12 protein-coding genes are annotated in these 18,265 nt (G+C 36.6%); 9 read left to right on the plus strand and 3 right to left on the minus strand.

Features of this window, described 5'->3' with window-relative positions; genetic code table 11:
* Positions 1 to 175 precede the first annotated feature (175 nt).
* Entirely contained in the window at positions 176 to 4,426 is a 4,251-nt protein-coding gene (locus F5ESL0261_RS04455) for an SLAP domain-containing protein (RefSeq protein WP_158595196.1), read from the plus strand.
* A 68-nt stretch (positions 4,427 to 4,494) separates the two neighbouring features.
* On the opposite strand, the gene F5ESL0261_RS04460 is transcribed toward F5ESL0261_RS04455, so the two are convergent.
* From F5ESL0261_RS04460 to rpsD, 3 genes are all read right to left on the minus strand, one after another.
* Positions 4,495 to 5,796 carry a replication-associated recombination protein A gene (locus F5ESL0261_RS04460; RefSeq protein ID WP_122052314.1) on the minus strand — a complete coding sequence of 434 codons (1,302 nt, stop codon included), beginning with the start codon at positions 5,794 to 5,796 and terminating at the stop codon, positions 4,495 to 4,497.
* On the minus strand, positions 5,797 to 6,264 hold the full coding sequence (locus F5ESL0261_RS04465) for a YueI family protein (RefSeq protein ID WP_122052315.1): 468 nt from the start codon (positions 6,262 to 6,264) through the stop codon (positions 5,797 to 5,799).
* A gap of 71 nt (positions 6,265 to 6,335) precedes the next feature.
* Positions 6,336 to 6,947, minus strand: coding sequence for a 30S ribosomal protein S4 (gene rpsD, locus F5ESL0261_RS04470; RefSeq protein ID WP_109586202.1), 612 nt, complete (start codon positions 6,945 to 6,947; stop codon positions 6,336 to 6,338).
* Between the two features lie 421 nt (positions 6,948 to 7,368).
* Here rpsD and ezrA point away from each other — a divergent pair, with 421 nt between their 5' ends.
* The 8 genes from ezrA (at position 7,369) to F5ESL0261_RS04510 (ending at position 18,242) form a co-directional block, all read left to right on the plus strand.
* On the plus strand, positions 7,369 to 9,087 hold the full coding sequence (gene ezrA, locus F5ESL0261_RS04475; protein WP_122052316.1) for a septation ring formation regulator EzrA: 1,719 nt from the start codon (positions 7,369 to 7,371) through the stop codon (positions 9,085 to 9,087).
* 161 nt (positions 9,088 to 9,248) lie between these two features.
* Positions 9,249 to 10,406: a cysteine desulfurase family protein gene (locus F5ESL0261_RS04480; protein WP_122052317.1), complete on the plus strand. Its 1,158-nt coding sequence runs from the start codon at positions 9,249 to 9,251 to the stop codon at positions 10,404 to 10,406.
* Between the two features lie 7 nt (positions 10,407 to 10,413).
* Positions 10,414 to 11,631 carry a tRNA uracil 4-sulfurtransferase ThiI gene (gene thiI, locus F5ESL0261_RS04485; protein WP_122052318.1) on the plus strand — a complete coding sequence of 406 codons (1,218 nt, stop codon included), beginning with the start codon at positions 10,414 to 10,416 and terminating at the stop codon, positions 11,629 to 11,631.
* A gap of 269 nt (positions 11,632 to 11,900) precedes the next feature.
* A complete protein-coding gene (locus F5ESL0261_RS04490; RefSeq protein WP_122052319.1) occupies positions 11,901 to 14,540 on the plus strand; it encodes a valine--tRNA ligase in 2,640 nt (879 codons plus the stop codon).
* 1 nt (position 14,541) lies between these two features.
* Positions 14,542 to 15,819 carry a folylpolyglutamate synthase/dihydrofolate synthase family protein gene (locus F5ESL0261_RS04495; protein WP_122052320.1) on the plus strand — a complete coding sequence of 426 codons (1,278 nt, stop codon included), beginning with the start codon at positions 14,542 to 14,544 and terminating at the stop codon, positions 15,817 to 15,819.
* Positions 15,800 to 16,480, plus strand: a complete 681-nt coding sequence (locus tag F5ESL0261_RS04500; protein WP_122052321.1) for an HAD family phosphatase — start codon at positions 15,800 to 15,802, stop codon at positions 16,478 to 16,480. Before F5ESL0261_RS04495 ends, F5ESL0261_RS04500 begins: the two co-directional genes overlap by 20 nt.
* A gap of 35 nt (positions 16,481 to 16,515) precedes the next feature.
* Positions 16,516 to 17,139, plus strand: coding sequence for a RadC family protein (locus F5ESL0261_RS04505; RefSeq protein WP_045927985.1), 624 nt, complete (start codon positions 16,516 to 16,518; stop codon positions 17,137 to 17,139).
* A 98-nt stretch (positions 17,140 to 17,237) separates the two neighbouring features.
* Positions 17,238 to 18,242: a rod shape-determining protein gene (locus F5ESL0261_RS04510; RefSeq protein WP_034979431.1), complete on the plus strand. Its 1,005-nt coding sequence runs from the start codon at positions 17,238 to 17,240 to the stop codon at positions 18,240 to 18,242.
* Positions 18,243 to 18,265 lie beyond the last annotated feature (23 nt).

An 18,265-nucleotide genomic window follows, 5' to 3' on the forward strand; every position in this document is an offset into this window, starting at 1 on the left:
TGTCTTTACTTTAAATGTTGGTATAAAAGATAAAATAAATATAACAGATGTAATACTACTTATATTAAAATTAGTATTATTTATAATTTAATACAAAATAATATGCATTATATTGATAATAAATAACAGATGTTATACAATTTAGATGCGTCTAAATAACAAGGAAGGACTAATAATGCTAAGTAAGAATAACTATAATGAGAAATTAAGAAAAATGAAATTACAAGCAAGGCAGGATCATTTTTCAATTCGCAAATTAACAGTTGGAGTGGCTTCTGTTTTATTGGGATACGCTTTTTTCGGAGCTGGCAGTCAAACAGTTAAAGCTGATACTGAATCGATAGCACAGCAGGCCGATGATAAAACAGAATCAGTTTCTGAAAAACCTCATGTCAATGATAATGCTATCAAACTTGGTTCTAGTAAAAATACTGGGACTGATGGTGACAAGAAAAATGCCGCAAGCACTTCCTCTGTCCAAAAGTCTGCACCTGATAATACTGTTTCAGGTGTTCAAACAGACGTTGCTAAAAAAGCTGATACTGATCAAGTTGCAAAAAACGGTCTTACTAAAGAACACTTGAAAAAAGATGGATCCGATCAAGGTGATATTGAATCAGTACGAAATAATAGAAAATTTGATATAACATCTACAATTCAAACTGTGCAAATTAGAGTAAATAATGCATATAGTTCTTCCTCAAAAGATCAAGACGACTTGAACACTAAAAATGATTATTTGGCTCAGATTGATAAAATTGATAATGAACTTTTAGCTAAACTCAATGCAGGTAAAAATGTTGAAGAAATAGATTCAACAGCAGAAACTGCTATTAAGGACATTTTAAATCTTGCAGCGGCTGCAGAACTGCATTTTGCCAAAAAGACAACTATTGATGCTATTACAAGCAAAGCAAACGTTGACGAACAAGCTAATAATGCTAAAAAAAGTGTTATTAAGGCCAACGATAAAATTTATGAGAATCTTGTTGATGAAGAGAAAAAGCAAGCTGATACAGATTTTACCACTGCTGACTCCATTCAAAAAATATATTTAATAACAGATAAAACAATAAAAAATATTTTTGCTGTCAAATCAGATGCTGACCAAGCGGAGTTGAACAAGTATAATGTACTTGAACCAGATGAAATTGCAGAACTAATTGAAGATGTAACTGACACTCAAACCTTGGTTAATGAGCTGATTGACAATTTACCAAACATTAGTGCTGAAAGAAAGAGTTCTCTAAAAGATAAAGTTAACCTATACTATCAGACTACTATCAACAATATAGAAAAAGCTGGTGATTTAGGCTTAGCTGATACGGAAAAAAGTAATGGCATTATTAAAATAAATACGGTATATTCAGAAGCTTCGAATTTAAATCAACAAATTGGATTAGATCAAAAGAATCTTGATGAATATGCACAAAAAGTAACTGAAAATATTAATAATTCCAATTTATCAGAAGCTGACAAAGAAAAAGCAAAAAAGGCAATCAGTCAGGCTTGTGATGATGCCAAAAATATAGTGGGACAGCAACCTACTGTTGAGAGGGCAGATGCGGCTGAAAAAGCTGGAAAAGCTATTATTGATGCGATTGAAAAAGCAGCTTATTTAGCTGATCTTGAAAGGGCTAAACTTATTGAAAAAATAAGAGTTGAAAATGCAGCCGAGAATGCCAAGAATAAAGTTCAAGATGAATATAATAACCTGGGTCAAGATGGTAAAGATAAAGAAAAAGGCAAACTTGAAAAAGCATTAGAAGCTATTGAAAAAGCTAAAAATGATGCTGAAGCAGCAATTTCAAGTGCTACAGATAAAAATAATGTAAGCACCATATCTAAAACTGGCATTGATAAAATTAATGGTGTAACAGATGATACTTCACTAGAATTTGCCAAAGAGTCAGCAAAAGAAACTGTTCAACAAATAAGTGATATTGTTAAGCAAAATTTAAAAGACCCGAATGATCAGAATGCTGTTGATAAAATTAATAAGGATGCTGTAGAAAACCTTGACCAAGCCAGAAACATTCACGAAGTGACCAAGTTTCGGGACGCTGCTATCGACCAAATTAAACAAATTAAAAATACAGCTGACAATAAAGAAAATAATGACTTGTCTAATGATAAAAGCAGCAGCAGGAATGCAGTTGATGTAGATGCAAACGCAGCGCTTGATCGTGTCAATAAAGCTTATGAAAAATTAACCGAAACTGAAAAATCTGCTAAAAAAGATGAATACGATGCTGCTATTAAAGCTATCACTGATGCCAAGAATGCTGCCAAAGATAAGATTGACAGTGCTCCAAATGTAGATGCTATTATTGCTGCAGTAAGTAAGGCACAACAAGAATTCAATACAATTGCTACTAATGCCGAGGTCTCTTTCGCAAAACTGGCAGGTAAAGATAAGATTCAAGATGCTGCTGCACAGGCAAATAAAGTCTTAAGTCCTAAGGGACAAGCTGCCGTTAAAGATATTGTAACTCAAGCTAATAGTGATATTGAAGACGCAGAAACTGTTGCAAAAATTGAAAAAATTACTGAAGCTGCAATTAATAAGATAAAAGCACTTCAGGATAGTGAAAAGACAGACTTAGAAAATGCTATTAAGTATGCAAATGATGAGTTTGAGAAAAAATACAAAGAAGCTATTGCCAGACTAAAGAAGGAATTTAGTGATAGCGCTAAGACCACTGAAGTTGATAATGTATTTAATAAATATAAAGGAATTACTGGTAGTACGGTTGCAGAGGTTAACGCAAAAGAAATAGCAGCCGAGAGAGAATTGGCTAAAGGCGAGGTTTGTGATACCGCTACAAACGCAGAAGCAAGAGTTGATAATCTAAAACATAAGGATGGTACTGTATATACCGATAATGAAAAGAAAGCTTTAAAGAAACAGATTCAAAAAGATGTACTTGAAGCAAACGGATCTAAAGATCAGTCGGGTACATTAGATAAACCTTCGGATACAGAAGGTATAGATACTGTCCGTAATGAAGCTGTTAACAAGATTATCAGTGAAGCGATTGCTGATAGTCAAGAAGGTGAAAATGTTTTGCAGCATGATCCGGATGTATTGCTTGAGCGCCTTGCTAAAGCCCATAAGGCTGCAGTTGACAAATTACAAAAATTTGGTCCAAACATTAATCATGATCAGACTGATAAGAATTATGAAGAAGCAAAAAAGGCTCTTAGTTCTAATCCGACGGATTTAGCAACTGAACTCGCTGGTGAAAAATTAATTGCTAATGGAGCCTTATCTGATGCAAAGACAGCTGCTGACAATATTGTAGACAGTAATACTGATTACAGCTCTACTGTTAAGGATAAGATAAAGCAGCAAATTCAAAAAGATTTTGATAAAGCAACTAATCGCATAAATGAAAGTCCAGCAGTAAGCGAACTCATTACCCAAAAACGTAATGATGGTATAGATCAACTATATCGTGATGCAATTGATACTAACGTGAATGTGACCAATGTTATTAATTCGGGTGGTGGCAGCGATCAAGTCACAAATATAACTAATATTAATCCTGATAACAATCAAAACAACCAAACTCCTAATATGCCGGAAAACAGCCAGGAACCAGCTAAGACAGTAAGAGTTGTTCTAAACCACAATGCCTATCTTTATGATAATAATGGTCATCGTGCCAATGGAATTATCTTAGGGATTGGTTCGATACTTGAAACGATTGGTACTGAGACAATCAATAATAGACAATATTATGTTTTAGTAGACCAGGGAGCAAACGGTAAGAAATACTATGTTGCGGCTGGCAATGTCAAAGGTACCGCTAAACAATTGCATCATAATGCTTACATTTATAATCAATACGGCAAACGTGTCAGAAAATATGGTAAGCTTAAAGCCGGTAAGGCAGTTAGGACTTATGGCAGCTCTGTTAAGATTCGGAGCAAGAAATACTATATTGTTGCCAAAAACCGTTTCGTCAAGGCAGCAAACTTCACAAGTCATAAGGAAAAAACAACTGTAAAGAAAGCAAAAGAAGTTGCTGCAGTTGCTGCAGCTGATCAATCTCAAGTAATTATCAACAAAAAGGTAATGCACAATGCCTATCTTTATGATGAAAACGGTGTTCGTGCAAACGGCTTGGTAATAAATACCGGTTCCACGATTGATGTTTCAACTCAAAAAGTTATCAATAAGAGAGTATATTATGCACTTGAAAATGGCTTGTATATAGCTGCAGGAAATATCGATGCCAAGAAACTAAAATTGGAGCATAATGCCTATGTATACAGTAAATATGGTAATCGCCTAGGTAAGAAAGTACTGAAGAAGCATAAGTCTGTAAATACTTACGGAACAGCAGTCAGAATTAAAGGTAAAAAGTATTACACTTTAACTACCAGCGAATTTGTTAAAAAAGCAAATTTTAAGGGTTAGTTTAACTACCTGATAACAAGAAAAGTGCCACAATTGTTAAAAATTGTGGCACTTTTTGAATGTTTTTATTATTTTAAACCATTTTTCTGCATTTCATGCAAAGTTTCGTATTGTTTTTTTAACCCTTTTTCAATTTTAGAATTACCCTTGGGTTGAAAATATTGTTTTCCAACCAGATTATCTGGTAAATACTGTTGGGCTACCCAATCATTTGCAAAAGAGTGTGGGTAAATGTAATCTTTGCCATGGCCTAATTTTGTGGCACCAGAGTAATGAGCATCTTTTAAGTCCGCTGGTATTGCGCCGTAATCTTTATTTTTTACATCTTGCAGAGCCAAATCAATGGCACTAATAGCGCTATTGCTCTTAGGCGACAAAGTAAGCTCAATTACAGCATTAGCTAAGGGTATGCGCGCTTCTGGAAATCCCAGATTCTTTGCTGCTTGAATGGCAATTTGTGTGTGCTGCACAGCAGCTGGATTTGCCAAACCGATATCTTCATAAGCAATCACACTTAATCGTCGACAAATTGCGACTAAATCTCCTGATTCAATTAATCTGGCCAAATAATGCAAAGATGCATCCGTATCAGAACCACGAATTGATTTTTGGAAAGCTGATACCAAGTCATAATGACCGTCACCTTTGGCGTCAAAGTTTTGACTGCGTAACTGAATAGAATTAGTCATTTCATCTTGATTTATAGTTATTTCATCTTCATCATTTTGACCAGCTGCAATCATTTCCTGCTTGGTTGATCGCACTGCCAGTTCCAGTCCATTTAATGTGGCGCGTAAATCACCGTTGCCTTTTTGCACCAATAATTCTCTGGCATCATTAGTTAATTTTACATGGTATTTTCCTAAACCATTTTTATCATCTATAAGCGCACGGTCAATTGCCTTGTTTACGTCTTCTTTTGCCAGTGGTTTTAGTTCAAAAATCTGACAGCGAGAACGAATAGCGGGGGAGATAGCAATATAGGGGTTTTCAGTTGTCGCCCCAATTAAAATAATTTGTCCTGACTCTAAAAGTGGCAGGAGAAAATCCTGTTTCGTTTTATCTAACCGATGAATTTCGTCTAGTAACAGTATGACAGTTCCACTTAATTTTCCTTCTGCTGCTACTTGTTCTAACTGCTTTTTGCTATCAGTAGCAGCGTTAAGCTGGCGAAAGGCATATTTAGTGGAGCCGGCAATAGCACTGGCAATACTTGTTTTGCCGATTCCAGGGGGGCCATAAAGAATCATCGAAGATAGCATTTTGGCTTCGACCATTCTCCGAATAATTTTTCCTGGACCAATTAAATGTTGTTGACCAACAACTTCATTCAAATTTTGCGGTCTCATTCTATAAGCTAATGGCTTCATTTAATTATCTCCGTGGAAAAGACTATGCCAAAAGCCAGCTTTTTTTTGACTTGTATCAGCAAGCTGAGCTTTAGGCATTTCTGGTGGATAAACTTGACTTATTTCAATGCGCATTTTGTTAATGGCACTGGAAGCTACCACTAATATTGCTGAATCATCAGGACCAGTTTTAGCTGTCTCATTATTAACAATGGTAAAAGAAGTTTCGTATTTGCTACAATAAGTTTCTACCTGATCAACAAAATTATCATGCAAATTACCGTTTATCAGTATATTGTAACCGACATAATCTTTGAAATGTTGTAAAAAAAGGCTGGTTAATTTGGGATCCTGCACTTCAGAATTAGTCATTCTAACCAAAACGCGTTCACGAAGAGACCCTAAAAACCTTCTGCGTTCGTCAGGTTTTGTCTGTGGCGTGATGCCTTGTGCAGCATTTGAAACTCTGGTATTTAAATCTTCAGTCATTGATGAGATTTCCTTTCGGGTAGCAAAAACCCCTCTCCAAGTAGGAAAGGGGTTTTGTGAAAATGTAGAAATTAAAGTAACTTGTTGTAGTATTCAACAACTAGAGCTTCGTTAATTTCTGGTTCCATTTCATCACGTTCTGGAAGACGAACAAGTGAACCTTCTACTTTGTTATCATCGAATGAAACAAAGGATGGACGGGATACAACTGCTTCCAGTGCATCCTTAACTTGTTGCAAGTTCTTTGACTTTTCCTTGAGACCAATGGTTTCACCAACCTTGACTTCGTATGAAGGAATATCAACACGCTTGCCGTTAACAGTAATGTGACCGTGGTTAACCAATTGTCTTGCTTGCTCTCTTGTAGTAGCAAAACCTAAACGGTAAACGATGCTGTCTAAACGGCATTCAAGTAAAGCCATGAAGTTAGTACCGTGTTCACCTTCACGAATCTTACCAGCACGTTTGAACAAAGTTCTAAATTGACGCTCGTTTAAACCATACATCCAACGCAACTTTTGCTTTTCGTGCAATTGCTCGCCGTATTCTGATAAACGACCACGTGAATTAGGACCATGTTGACCAGGAGCGTAGTTACGACGGCTAAGCTCCTTACCAGTACCTGAAAGTGAGATTCCTAATCTTCTGGAACGTTTCCAACTTGGACCTGTATATCTTGACATAAAATCCTCCAATAAAATCTGATAACAGTTTTTGGAGTAAAATAATTACGTATAAGTTTAACATTCGTGCATCTTAATTTTCATTTTCGCCTATTGCAGCGTCGGTTACTCGTTCACTAAAACGTATTAAGATGTTGACGTTCTTGCCACTTATAGCTGCAAATATTTTACACGTTCTATATTATAGTTGTATTGACTTATTAAAGCAAGGAAAACATTGACTGCTTTAATATTATAGGAAGAAAAAGGAAATTTGGTTTATAAAGACATATAAAAATCAATATTTTGTTTAAAAGTAATGTAGTTTTTATCAATACTACATATCAATTTTTATAGCATAATGAAATGTGCTAGTTTAAAAAACTCTTGCCCACAATAATGTAGAAGTTTGGTATAATTGGGGTAGTTTTGGAGGAAGAATATGTCATCGACTCAATCCATAGTTGTAATCATTGCAATTTTAATCATTATTATAATTATAGCACTTATGATCATAGTCAATCGACGCCAATTAAGGCAGATTCTTGAATTGGACGATTTGATCACTAAAATTGCCAAAATGCATTTAGAAACAGACATTATTAATCTGGATAAAATGGATTTAGCAGGTGAGAGTCTGACCACACTGACTACTTGGCGCAAAAGCTATGAGCAGGCATCAACTAAAAAAATTCCTGCTGCACAGAGCTTTCTTGAACAAGCTGCTGACCAAAACGCTCATTATCAAATATTCAAGGCTCACAAAAATATTAAACAGGCTCAGGAAATCATGGGTTCAACTTATAAAGACGCTAAAAACACAAAAGAAGTTTTTACCGAATTACTTGAATCAAACCGTGAAAACCAAAAGCAGTATAATGACTTATTCAATCAATTTAAAGAATTGCGTAAGGGGGTTTTGGCAAATTCATACGAATATGGTACTGCACTTGATAAAATTGAAACTGATTTGACCAATATGGAAACTGACTTTTCAGAAGCCAAGAGTTTGACTGCTCAAGGAGACCAGGTTGAGGCAAAGCGTATTTTATCAAAGATTAAAGTAGCTTTGACAAATATCAGTTCCGTTCTTCCAGAAGTTAAAAATGCGTGTCACCAAATTGATACAGTTTTTAAAGACCAACTGGATGAGCTATCTGATAGTTATAAGAAAATGATGTCTTCAAAATACTACATTACTCAAGTTGACGTTTTAGCCGAAATTAAAAAAATTCGCGGTCAAGTGGCTGATGCGGCAAGATTACTGACAGAATTAAAAATATCTGATTTAAACACAAGTATTGCAAAAATCAAAAAGGAAATTGCTGCTCTATACGATACTTTGGCTAATGAATATAAGGCAAGACCTTTTGTAGAAGAAAATCAGGACAAAATCCAGAGACTTCTTGTTCATGAACAGGTTGAGTCCAAAAACTTGGTGGCCAAATTGCGTCACATCGATGAGAGTTACGAGCTTACGCATAATGAGCTTGCTACCAGCAGGCAACTAGAGCAGGAAGTCAATGACATGGAACGGCAATATACAGTTGACACGCAAAATGTTGCTGACGGCAAAGGAGTTTATTCACAAATCAAGTCATCGTGGTTAAACATGCTTGACCGTCTACGTGAAATTAGCAATCAGCAAAAGACAATGTCGCAAGACGTCGATGGCCTTTATGATTCGGAGAATGTCGCTAATGATTCAATTAATCGTTTTAAACAAGAAGTGTCTTTAGTTTATCGGCGGTTAGAACGTAAAAATTTGCCAGGTAACCCGGATTCTTTTGTTCAAATGTATACACTAGTTGTTAATGAAATCGGTCATGTAGCAAAAGAATTGAGTCAAGTTCGTTTAAATATGGAAAAAATTTCTCAGGAATTAATCCAAATCTCTGATGACGTTGAAAGACTAAAAAGAGAAGCTGATGACATTATTAATTCTGCGGATTTAGTCCAACTGACTTTGCAGTATTCAAACAAATATTCTGACAATGGTTCAATACAAAGTGCTCAGAAAAAGGCAATGGATCTTTATGAGCAAGACTATAATTATAAGGATGCTCTTGATACCATTGCAACTGCTATTGAAAAAGTGGAACCGGGTTCATACCAGCGTTTAGAAAATTTATATTATTCGGATAAGAAAAATAATGACTAAATTTTATAAACTTTTGTCAAACAAAAATCTCAGCTTTAAAATTTGTAAAGGATTTTAAGGCTTTTTTATTGCTAATGAATAAATAATTGAAGCTTAGATTATTTTAAGTTACAATTTATAAGTTAATAGCTGACCTTGTAGTGTATTGGAGGAGAAATTCCGTGATTTACTTTGACAACAGCGCCACGACCAAAATTGATCCTGCTGTTTTAGCGACTTATGATAAAGTAGCACAAACTATTTGGGGTAATCCATCTAGTTTACATAAACTGGGAGACCGAGCTTACCAACTTTTGGAAAGCTCGCGTAAACAGATTGCTAATCTTTTGGGTACAAAGCAGGATGAAATTTTCTTTACTTCCGGTGGTACAGAATCAAACAATTGGGCTATAAAGGGCACAGCATTTCAAAAACGTCAATTTGGCAAGCATCTCATTACATCGAGTGTTGAACATGCTTCTGTCGCTAATGCTTTTAATGCGCTGGAGTACATCGGTTTTCGCGTAACTCACTTGCCAGTTGATAAACAAGGGCGTGTCAATGTCAATGATTTGCGCAATGCTCTTGATTCTGACACCACATTAGTTTCAATAATGGGTGTCAATAATGAGATTGGTTCAATCCAGCCAATTGATGAGATCAGTGATTTATTGTCTAACTATCCGACTGTGAGCTTTCACGTTGATAATGTTCAGGCATTGGGTAAAAATATTTGGTCACGAGTTTTTACTCCTCGTGTTGATTTCTCTAGCCTTTCCGCCCATAAATTTCACGCACCAAGAGGTACTGGTGTCCTTTATAAAAAAGAAGGCAAGATGCTGGGTCCTCTACATGATGGCGGGGGACAGGAAAAAGGTCTTAGATCTGGCACGGAAAATTTGCCGGCGATAGCAGGAATGGCTAAGGCTGTACGCTTACTTTTAGAAAATGAGCAGGAAAAAGCTGCAAGAGAGGCTGCTATTAAGGAAAAAATAGTAAATTATTTGCAGGGCAAGCCTGGTATAACTATATTTTCCCCTGTCAATGACAACTTTGCGCCTCATATTTTATGTTTTGCACTTGAGGGCATCAGAGGAGAGACTTTAGTTCATACACTTGAAGAATATGACATTTATACTTCCACTACTTCCGCATGCTCCTCGACAAAAGTTGATCAAGCCAGCACATTAGTAGCAATGAATGTTGATGATAAAATTGCCACCAGTGCAATTCGTCTCAGTTTTGATGAATCCAATACGCTTGATGAAGCGGATGAGTTTATAAGAGTTTTTGACAAAATTTACCGTCATTTTGCCCCAATTAATCATTTAGGAGAATAGATTTTTTATGAAATATACTGAAATAATGGTGCGTTACGGTGAGCTTTCAACAAAAGGAAAGAACCGGAAAGATTTTATCGGTCGCTTAGCCGGTAACGTTACTAAAGTGCTGCGTGAATTTCCACAGGTTGAAATTCACCCACGCCATGATCGGATGCATATTGTTTTAAACGATGCACCTTTTGAAGAGGTCGATCAACGCTTAAAAAAGGTTTTCGGCATACAAACTTATTCACCAACAATTAAAGTAGAAAAAACGCTGGCGGAAATTGAAAAAACTGCACTTGCTTTAATGAAAGAAACTTTTAAAAAGGGAATGACTTTCAAAGTTAACACTAAGCGTAGTGACCACCAGTTTTTATATGATACTAATGAATTGAATAAAATGGTGGGTGACTACCTTTTTTCGCACATGGATGATTTAAAGGTAGAAATGAAACATCCTGACATTGTGCTTAGAATTGAAGTGCGTAAAGATGCAGTTTATATTTCTAACCAACTGCTTCATGGTTCTGGAGGGATGCCTGTTGGTACAGGCGGTCGAGCTGTCATGATGCTATCAGGAGGCATTGATTCGCCAGTGGCATCTTATCTGGCCTTAAAACGTGGTGTTGATATTGACATGGTGCATTTTTACAGTCCGCCATATACTACCGAGAAAGCTTTGAATAAAGCTAAAGAACTAACCGGTATTTTGGCTAATTATGCTGGTAAAATCAATTTCATTGCAGTACCGTTTGCAGAAATTCAGGAAACCATTAAGGAAAAAATTCCCGAGGGCTACTTGATGACTGTGCAAAGAAGATTTATGTTACAGCTAGCTGATAAAATTAGAGCTAAAAGAAGAGGATTGGCTATTTTTAATGGTGAGTCTGTTGGGCAAGTCGCTTCACAAACTTTAGAGTCAATGGCGGCAATTAACGATGTAACCACTACACCGGTCGTCAGACCAGTTGCTACAATGGATAAAACCGAAATCATTAAATTAGCAGAAGAAATTGGAACATTTGATTTATCTATTCAGCCATTCGAAGATTGCTGCACCATTTTTGCACCTCCTCGTCCCAAAACAAAACCAAAAATTGAGAAAGCACGTGAATTTGAAAATCGCCTTGATGTAGATGGCTTAATTGAACGTGCACTGGCAGGCATACAAGTGACTTCGATTTATCCAAATGATAAGTTTTTAGCAGATAAAGCAGAAGAAGATGCTTCACTACTTTAAAAAGTATGTTATAATACGCCCAAAGCAATAATTGAGAGGTATTAACCTTATAGATAGAGAAAGGCTCGTTGATGGTGAAAAGCCGAATGAAGGTTAATTGGTAGCTCGATTGGACTGGTTGGCTGAACTGAAAGTAAGCTAATCCGGCAAATGTGCCGTTATCATTTTTAAGAGAAGCAGAATTTATTCTGCTTAACCTTAGGTGGTACCGCGGTTAATTACATCGTCCTAGACATTTTGTCTAGGACTTTTTTATTGGGAGGAGAATTATGACAGATTTAGCACCAAAATACGACCCCAAAGAGGTCGAACAAGGCAGATATCAAAAGTGGCTTGATCAAGACCTGTTTAAGCCATCTGGGGATAAGAAAGCGCATCCATACTCTATAGTTATTCCGCCACCAAATGTTACTGGCAAACTGCACTTAGGTCATGCCTGGGATACTGCAATTCAAGATACATTAATTCGACTTAAAAGAATGCAGGGTTATGATACTTTGTATCTTCCAGGGATGGATCATGCTGGAATTGCTACGCAAGCTAAAGTTGAAGCTAAATTACGCAAACAAGGCAAAGACCGACATGAAATGGGTCGTGAAGCTTTTGTTAAGCAAGTATGGGACTGGAAAGATGAATACGCTGCTATTATCAAGAGTCAATGGGCCAAGCTTGGTCTGTCTCTTGACTATTCCAGGGAGAGATTTACTCTAGATAAAGGCCTATCCAAGGCAGTTCGCCGCGTTTTTGTGCAACTATATAATGAAGGTCTAATTTACCGTGGTGAATATATTATTAATTGGGATCCGGAGCTGCAAACAGCTTTAAGTGACATTGAAGTTATTCACCAAGACGATAAAGGTGCTTTTTACCATATTAAGTATCCGTTTGCTGATGGTTCCGGTTTTGTTGAGATTGCTACTACTCGTCCTGAGACAATGTTCGGTGATACTGCTGTTGCTGTAGCTCCCGGAGATGAACGCTACAAGGATATAGTTGGCAAGGAACTGATTTTGCCAATAGTAGGACGTCATATTCCAATTATTGAAGATCAACACGTTGATCCAGAATTTGGTACTGGTTTGGTAAAAATTACTCCGGCTCATGATCCTAATGACTTCTTGGTAGGCAATCGTCATAACTTAAAACGGATTAATGTAATGAATGACGACGGTACTATGAACGAAAATGCCGGTAAGTATGAAGGTATGGACCGTTTTGAATGCCGTGAAGCATTGGTTAAAGATTTAAAGGAGCAAGGCTACTTAATTAAAGTTAAGCCAATTGTACACTCAGTTGGACACTCAGAACGTTCTGGAGTTCAAGTTGAACCACGTCTGTCAACTCAATGGTTTGTTAAGATGAAACCTCTGGCAGATAAAGTTTTAGAAAATCAAAAAACTGCGGGCAAAGTCAATTTTGTACCAAAGAGGTTTGAACAAACTTTAAATCATTGGATGGAAGATGTTCATGACTGGGTAATTTCACGTCAATTATGGTGGGGACACAGGATTCCAGCTTGGTATAACAAAAAGACTGGCGAAATGTATGTTGGAGAGGAAGCACCAAAAGACATTGAAAACTGGAAACAGGACCCAGATGTTCTAGACACCTGGTTTTCAAGCGCTTTATGGCCATTTTCAACATTAGGCTGGCCTGATGAAGATTCTGCTGATTTCAAACGCTATTTCCCAACCAATGCTTTAGTTACCGGTTATGATATTATCTTTTTCTGGGTTTCACGGATGATTTTCCAGAGTCTGCATTTTACCCACAAGAGACCATTTAATGATGTTGTTCTTCACGGCTTGATTCGTGATGAACAAGGTCGCAAGATGAGTAAATCTCTGGGTAACGGTGTTGATCCAATGGACGTTATTGATCAATATGGTGCAGATGCTTTACGCTGGTTCTTGCTCAATGGTACAGCTCCTGGACAGGATACACGTTATAATCCTAAGCAATTGGCATCTGCATGGAACTTCATTAATAAGATTTGGAATGCTGCCAGATTTGTGATTATGAATTTACCAGAAGATGCAAAAGCAGCTCATATGCCTGATACCAGCAAGTTTGATCTGTCAGACAGCTGGATTTTTGACCGCTTAAATCACACTGTAAGTGAAGTAATTCGTTTATTTGATGATTATCAATTTGGTGAAGCTGGGCGCGAACTTTATAACTTTATATGGAATGATTTCTGCGACTGGTATATCGAAATGGCCAAAGTTGCTCTCAATGGTTCAGATGAAGAACTGAAGACTAGAAAACAAGAGAATTTAATTTGGATTCTTGATCAAATTTTACGTTTGCTTCATCCAATTATGCCATTTGTGACTGAAAAGCTGTGGCTGTCAATGCCTCATGAAGGCAAATCAATCATGGTTGCGAAGTACCCTACACCTCATGATGAATTTGTTAATGACAGAGCGCGGCGCGATATGGCTTTCTTGATCGAAATTATTAAAGCTGTACGTAATATTCGAATGGAAGTTAATGCACCACTTTCTTCACCGATTGATATTATGATTCAATTAGAAGACAGCAATAATGAACGGATTTTGACTGAAAACGAAGATTACGTCAAGAATTTCTTGCACCCGAAGAACCTGACTATTGCTGCCAATATAACTGCTCCAAAATTAGCTAAAACTGCTGTGATTGCAGGAGCTCAAATTTTTGTTCCACTAGCCGATTTAGTTAATATTAATGACGAAATCAAGCGCATGACAAAGGAGGAGAAAGATCTCCAAGCTGAAGTTGAACGCTCAACCAAAAAACTGAACAATCAAGGCTTTGTAGCTCACGCACCAGAAGCAGTAATTAATAAGGAAAAAGCTAAAAAAGCTGATTATGAAAATCAACTGCAAAGCGTTCAGGAAAGAATTCAAGAATTAAAGAAGAGTGAATAATGTGACTTTTACTAAAGCTCAAGATGTGATTAATTATTTATATTCACTTCCTAAATTACATGAAAAGGCAGATCTATCTTACATAAAAAAAGTGCTGACCTTTTTGGATAATCCGCAAGATAAAGTTAAAACAATTCACGTCACGGGCACTAATGGTAAAGGATCTACTTCATACTATTTGAGCAGCTTGTTGCAAAAGGCCGGTCAGAAGACTGGCCTTTTTGTTTCGCCATATGTATTCGAATTTAACGAACGTATTCAATTAAATGGGCAAAATATTAGTGACGCAGATTTAGTAAAGACAGCTAATGCCATAGAATCAGCTTTGACAAAAATTCGTAAAACAAACAACAATTTTTCTTTAGTAACTTTTGAGTATGAAGTGGTAATGGCCTTTTTCTATTTTGCAAGAAAAAAATGTGATTATGCTGTCATAGAAGTCGGTATAGGCGGTGAACATGACAAGACAAACGTGATTACACCTGAAGTCAGCATAATTACCACGATTGGTTTAGATCATGAACAAATTATCGGACCCACACTTCAGGATATTGCGCGTGAAAAAAGTGGAATAATTAAAAGGAATCGTCCTGTAGTTTTGGGTAATATTTCTAAAGAGGTGTTGCCCATAATTCAGCAAAAAGCACAAAAAGAACATGCGACAATAAAACTATTAGGAAAAGATTTTAAAATTTCCTTGCAAGAAAATTTAACTTATCAAGATCAAAATAAGAAAATTTCCTTTTTACCCAGACCTTTAGTAGAAGGTTATGATGTAGGTATCGCTATTTCTACTGTTAGTCTTTTGGGAGTGAAACTTTCTGTAGCTGAAATTAAAGAGGCAATAAATCAAACCAAAATTCCTGGTCGTTATCAAATAGTGCAAAATAACCCATTAGTTATTCTTGATGGCGCACATAATATTCAAGCCATGCAAAACCTGCTTAATTTTGCTCATTTTGAACAGAAGAAAAAACAGGGCAAAGTTAGAGTTTTGATTATGATGATGAAAGATAAGGATATTGAGCAAGTATTTAAATTGTTTAAACCAGAAGATGAAGTATACATTACAACAATTGATTATCCTCGTGCAGCCAAGAAAAAAGATTTCCCGACTTGGATTCAAGAAAAATACCAATACCAAGCTGACTGGGAAACATCTTTTATGAGTTTAAAGCAGAAGAGTCAAACAAATGATATACTGCTAGTGACGGGATCGTTTTATTTAGTCGGAAATATTTTACAAATGGAGCAAAAAAATGCAGATTCAAGGTCTTGATGATGAAATTAAGGGAATATTATTCGATATGGACGGATTGCTGGTCAATTCTGAAAATTTGTATTGGGAAGCTAACATACAGGCTGCTAAAGAAGCAAATCTAGGTACCCCAGACGATATCTATCTTAAATTAGTTGGCTCAACAACCACTGATATGGACGATTTTTATCGTAAATACTTTAAAAATAAGAAGCAGCGGGACCAATTTATTAAGCGTACGGATGAGTTGGTGTGGCAGTGGACCGAGGAAGGTAAACTAAAATTGCGCCCTGGAGTCCAAGAAGCTCTTGATCTTTTTCAAAAAGCTGGTTTACCTATGGCAGTGGTTACCAGTAACACCGAAGATGTGGTAGAGCATAATTTGTGGGCAACAGGTAGCCGCAATTATTTTCAGTTTCATTTAAATTATGATGATGTTAGAAAAAATAATGTTCAGCCAAAGCCTGCTCCGGATATTTATCTTTTGGCTACTCAAAAATTACATGTTCCTCAAAATAAAATTCTAGCCTTTGAAGATTCTTCTCCCGGATTGCTTGCGGCCGTTAATGCAGGTTTAAAGTGCGTAATGGTGCCTGATTTAATTCCGGCAAGTAAAAACGACTATCAAAATGCTGCATTTGTCTGTAAAGATTTTTATGAATTTCTGAAAAAGGTTTGTTAATTTTCAACGTATTTAATAGTGAAAGGAATGGTTTTATGGAATTGATAAAATCTAATCACTATTTATTGAAAACTGACTGGGAAATGTTAAACAGCCTTTTTGCTGAGTTGAAAGAACGTGGAATAGAGAAGTTCGATGAACTTTTTATAAAACTGACAGAGCTAAAAATCATGAATTTCGATGATTTGCTCAAATATATTTCTGGCAGTCAATGCGATAAAAATTTAGCTGTTCTTTGTGAGGGACTGCTTGAAAGACTGAGGTCGGCGGTTCCAGATCGTGAACTTATTATGACATCCAGTGATGAAGTAGGTACCTATTTATTGGATAAGTTGGCTGGTCGTAAACAAGAAGAGCTTTGGGCAGTTTATATTGATAACAGTAATCATATTGTTGCTGAAAAAAGATTATTTCAAGGAACTTTAGATAAGTCAATTGCTCACCCACGGGAAATTTTCCGTTGGGCAGTAATTTATGCCTGCGCAGGCTTTTTTGTGGTTCATAATCATCCAAGTGGCAATTTAATTCCATCAAAAAGCGATATAGAGCTAACAAAAATGCTTTTTGCAGCTTCTGAATTATTTCATATTGACTTTCTTGATCATTTTATTGTGGGGAAGGGACAATATGTGAGTTTGCGTGAACGGCAATTATTTTAAATTCATCTTAAAGTTACATTTCATTTTCTTTTTTAAGTTGCACTTTATGCTATAATTATTCAAGATTTAGAGACTGCAATAATTAAGGAGAGATTTACGTGTTTGGATTAGGAGCAAAAAATATTGGCATCGATTTAGGGACGGCCAATACTCTTGTTTATATGGAAGGCAAAGGAATTGTTTTAAGGGAGCCTTCTGTTGTGGCTAAAAATACCCATACTGGAAAAGTAATTGCGGTAGGGTCAGAAGCAAGAGAAATGATCGGAAGGACACCGGAAAGCATAGTGGCTATCAGGCCAATGAAAGATGGTGTAATTGCTGATTATGATACAACTGCCTCTATGCTTAAGTATTTTATAGAAAAGACTGTAGGCAACTCCAAACCTTCAGCTATGATTTGTGTACCTTCGGGAGTAACTGAAGTTGAAAAACGGGCAGTTATTGATGCCGCTCGTGTAGCTGGTGCGCGTGAAGCCTTTGTAATAGAAGAACCGTTTGCAGCCGCCATTGGAGCTGGATTGCCAGTAATGGATCCTACTGGTTCAATGGTCGTGGATATTGGTGGTGGGACTACTGATGTAGCAACGATTTCTCTTGGTGGAATTGTTTCATCTACATCAATTCGTCAAGCTGGTGATAAGTTTAATACTGCAATTGTAAATTATGTACATTCAAATTTTAATCTTTTGATCGGTGAAAGAACCGCGGAAGACATAAAAATCCAAATTGGCTCCGCTTCAGTTGAAAAGGCAGAAGGAATTGAATCTGTCAATATTCGTGGACGTGATTTAGTTACCGGATTGCCAAAATCAGTTGATGTTAAAGCAGTTGATGTTTCAAAAGCAATTCAAGATGTTGTTCAAGATATTATTGTTGCTATTAAAGAAACTCTAGAACAAACCTCTCCTGAAATTGCAGCGGATGTAATTGATCATGGTATTGTGCTAACTGGTGGCGGTGCTTTACTTAAGAATTTGCCAGATGTTATTTCAGAAGCTACTAAAGTTCCAGTATTTATAGCACAAGACCCATTAGATTGTGTTGCAGTTGGTACAGGTGAGTCTCTGAAAAATATTGAAGTAATGCGTAGAAGTCGCAGATAATACAAAAAGTCGGCTATTATTGC

Origin of the sequence: Lactobacillus sp. ESL0261 (assembly GCF_003693025.1) — a bacterium.
GTDB classification, from domain to species: Bacteria; Bacillota; Bacilli; order Lactobacillales; family Lactobacillaceae; genus Lactobacillus; species Lactobacillus kullabergensis.

Coding starts and splice junctions, on each gene's coding strand:
- F5ESL0261_RS04500 (WP_122052321.1), top strand. CDS start 15,800: ATGCAGATTCAAGGTCTTGATGATGAAATTAAGGGAATATTATTCGAT.
- F5ESL0261_RS04465 (WP_122052315.1), bottom strand. CDS start 6,264: ATGACTGAAGATTTAAATACCAGAGTTTCAAATGCTGCACAAGGCATC.
- rpsD (WP_109586202.1), bottom strand. CDS start 6,947: ATGTCAAGATATACAGGTCCAAGTTGGAAACGTTCCAGAAGATTAGGA.
- F5ESL0261_RS04460 (WP_122052314.1), bottom strand. CDS start 5,796: ATGAAGCCATTAGCTTATAGAATGAGACCGCAAAATTTGAATGAAGTT.
- F5ESL0261_RS04505 (WP_045927985.1), top strand. CDS start 16,516: ATGGAATTGATAAAATCTAATCACTATTTATTGAAAACTGACTGGGAA.
- thiI (WP_122052318.1), top strand. CDS start 10,414: ATGAAATATACTGAAATAATGGTGCGTTACGGTGAGCTTTCAACAAAA.
- F5ESL0261_RS04490 (WP_122052319.1), top strand. CDS start 11,901: ATGACAGATTTAGCACCAAAATACGACCCCAAAGAGGTCGAACAAGGC.
- ezrA (WP_122052316.1), top strand. CDS start 7,369: ATGTCATCGACTCAATCCATAGTTGTAATCATTGCAATTTTAATCATT.
- F5ESL0261_RS04455 (WP_158595196.1), top strand. CDS start 176: ATGCTAAGTAAGAATAACTATAATGAGAAATTAAGAAAAATGAAATTA.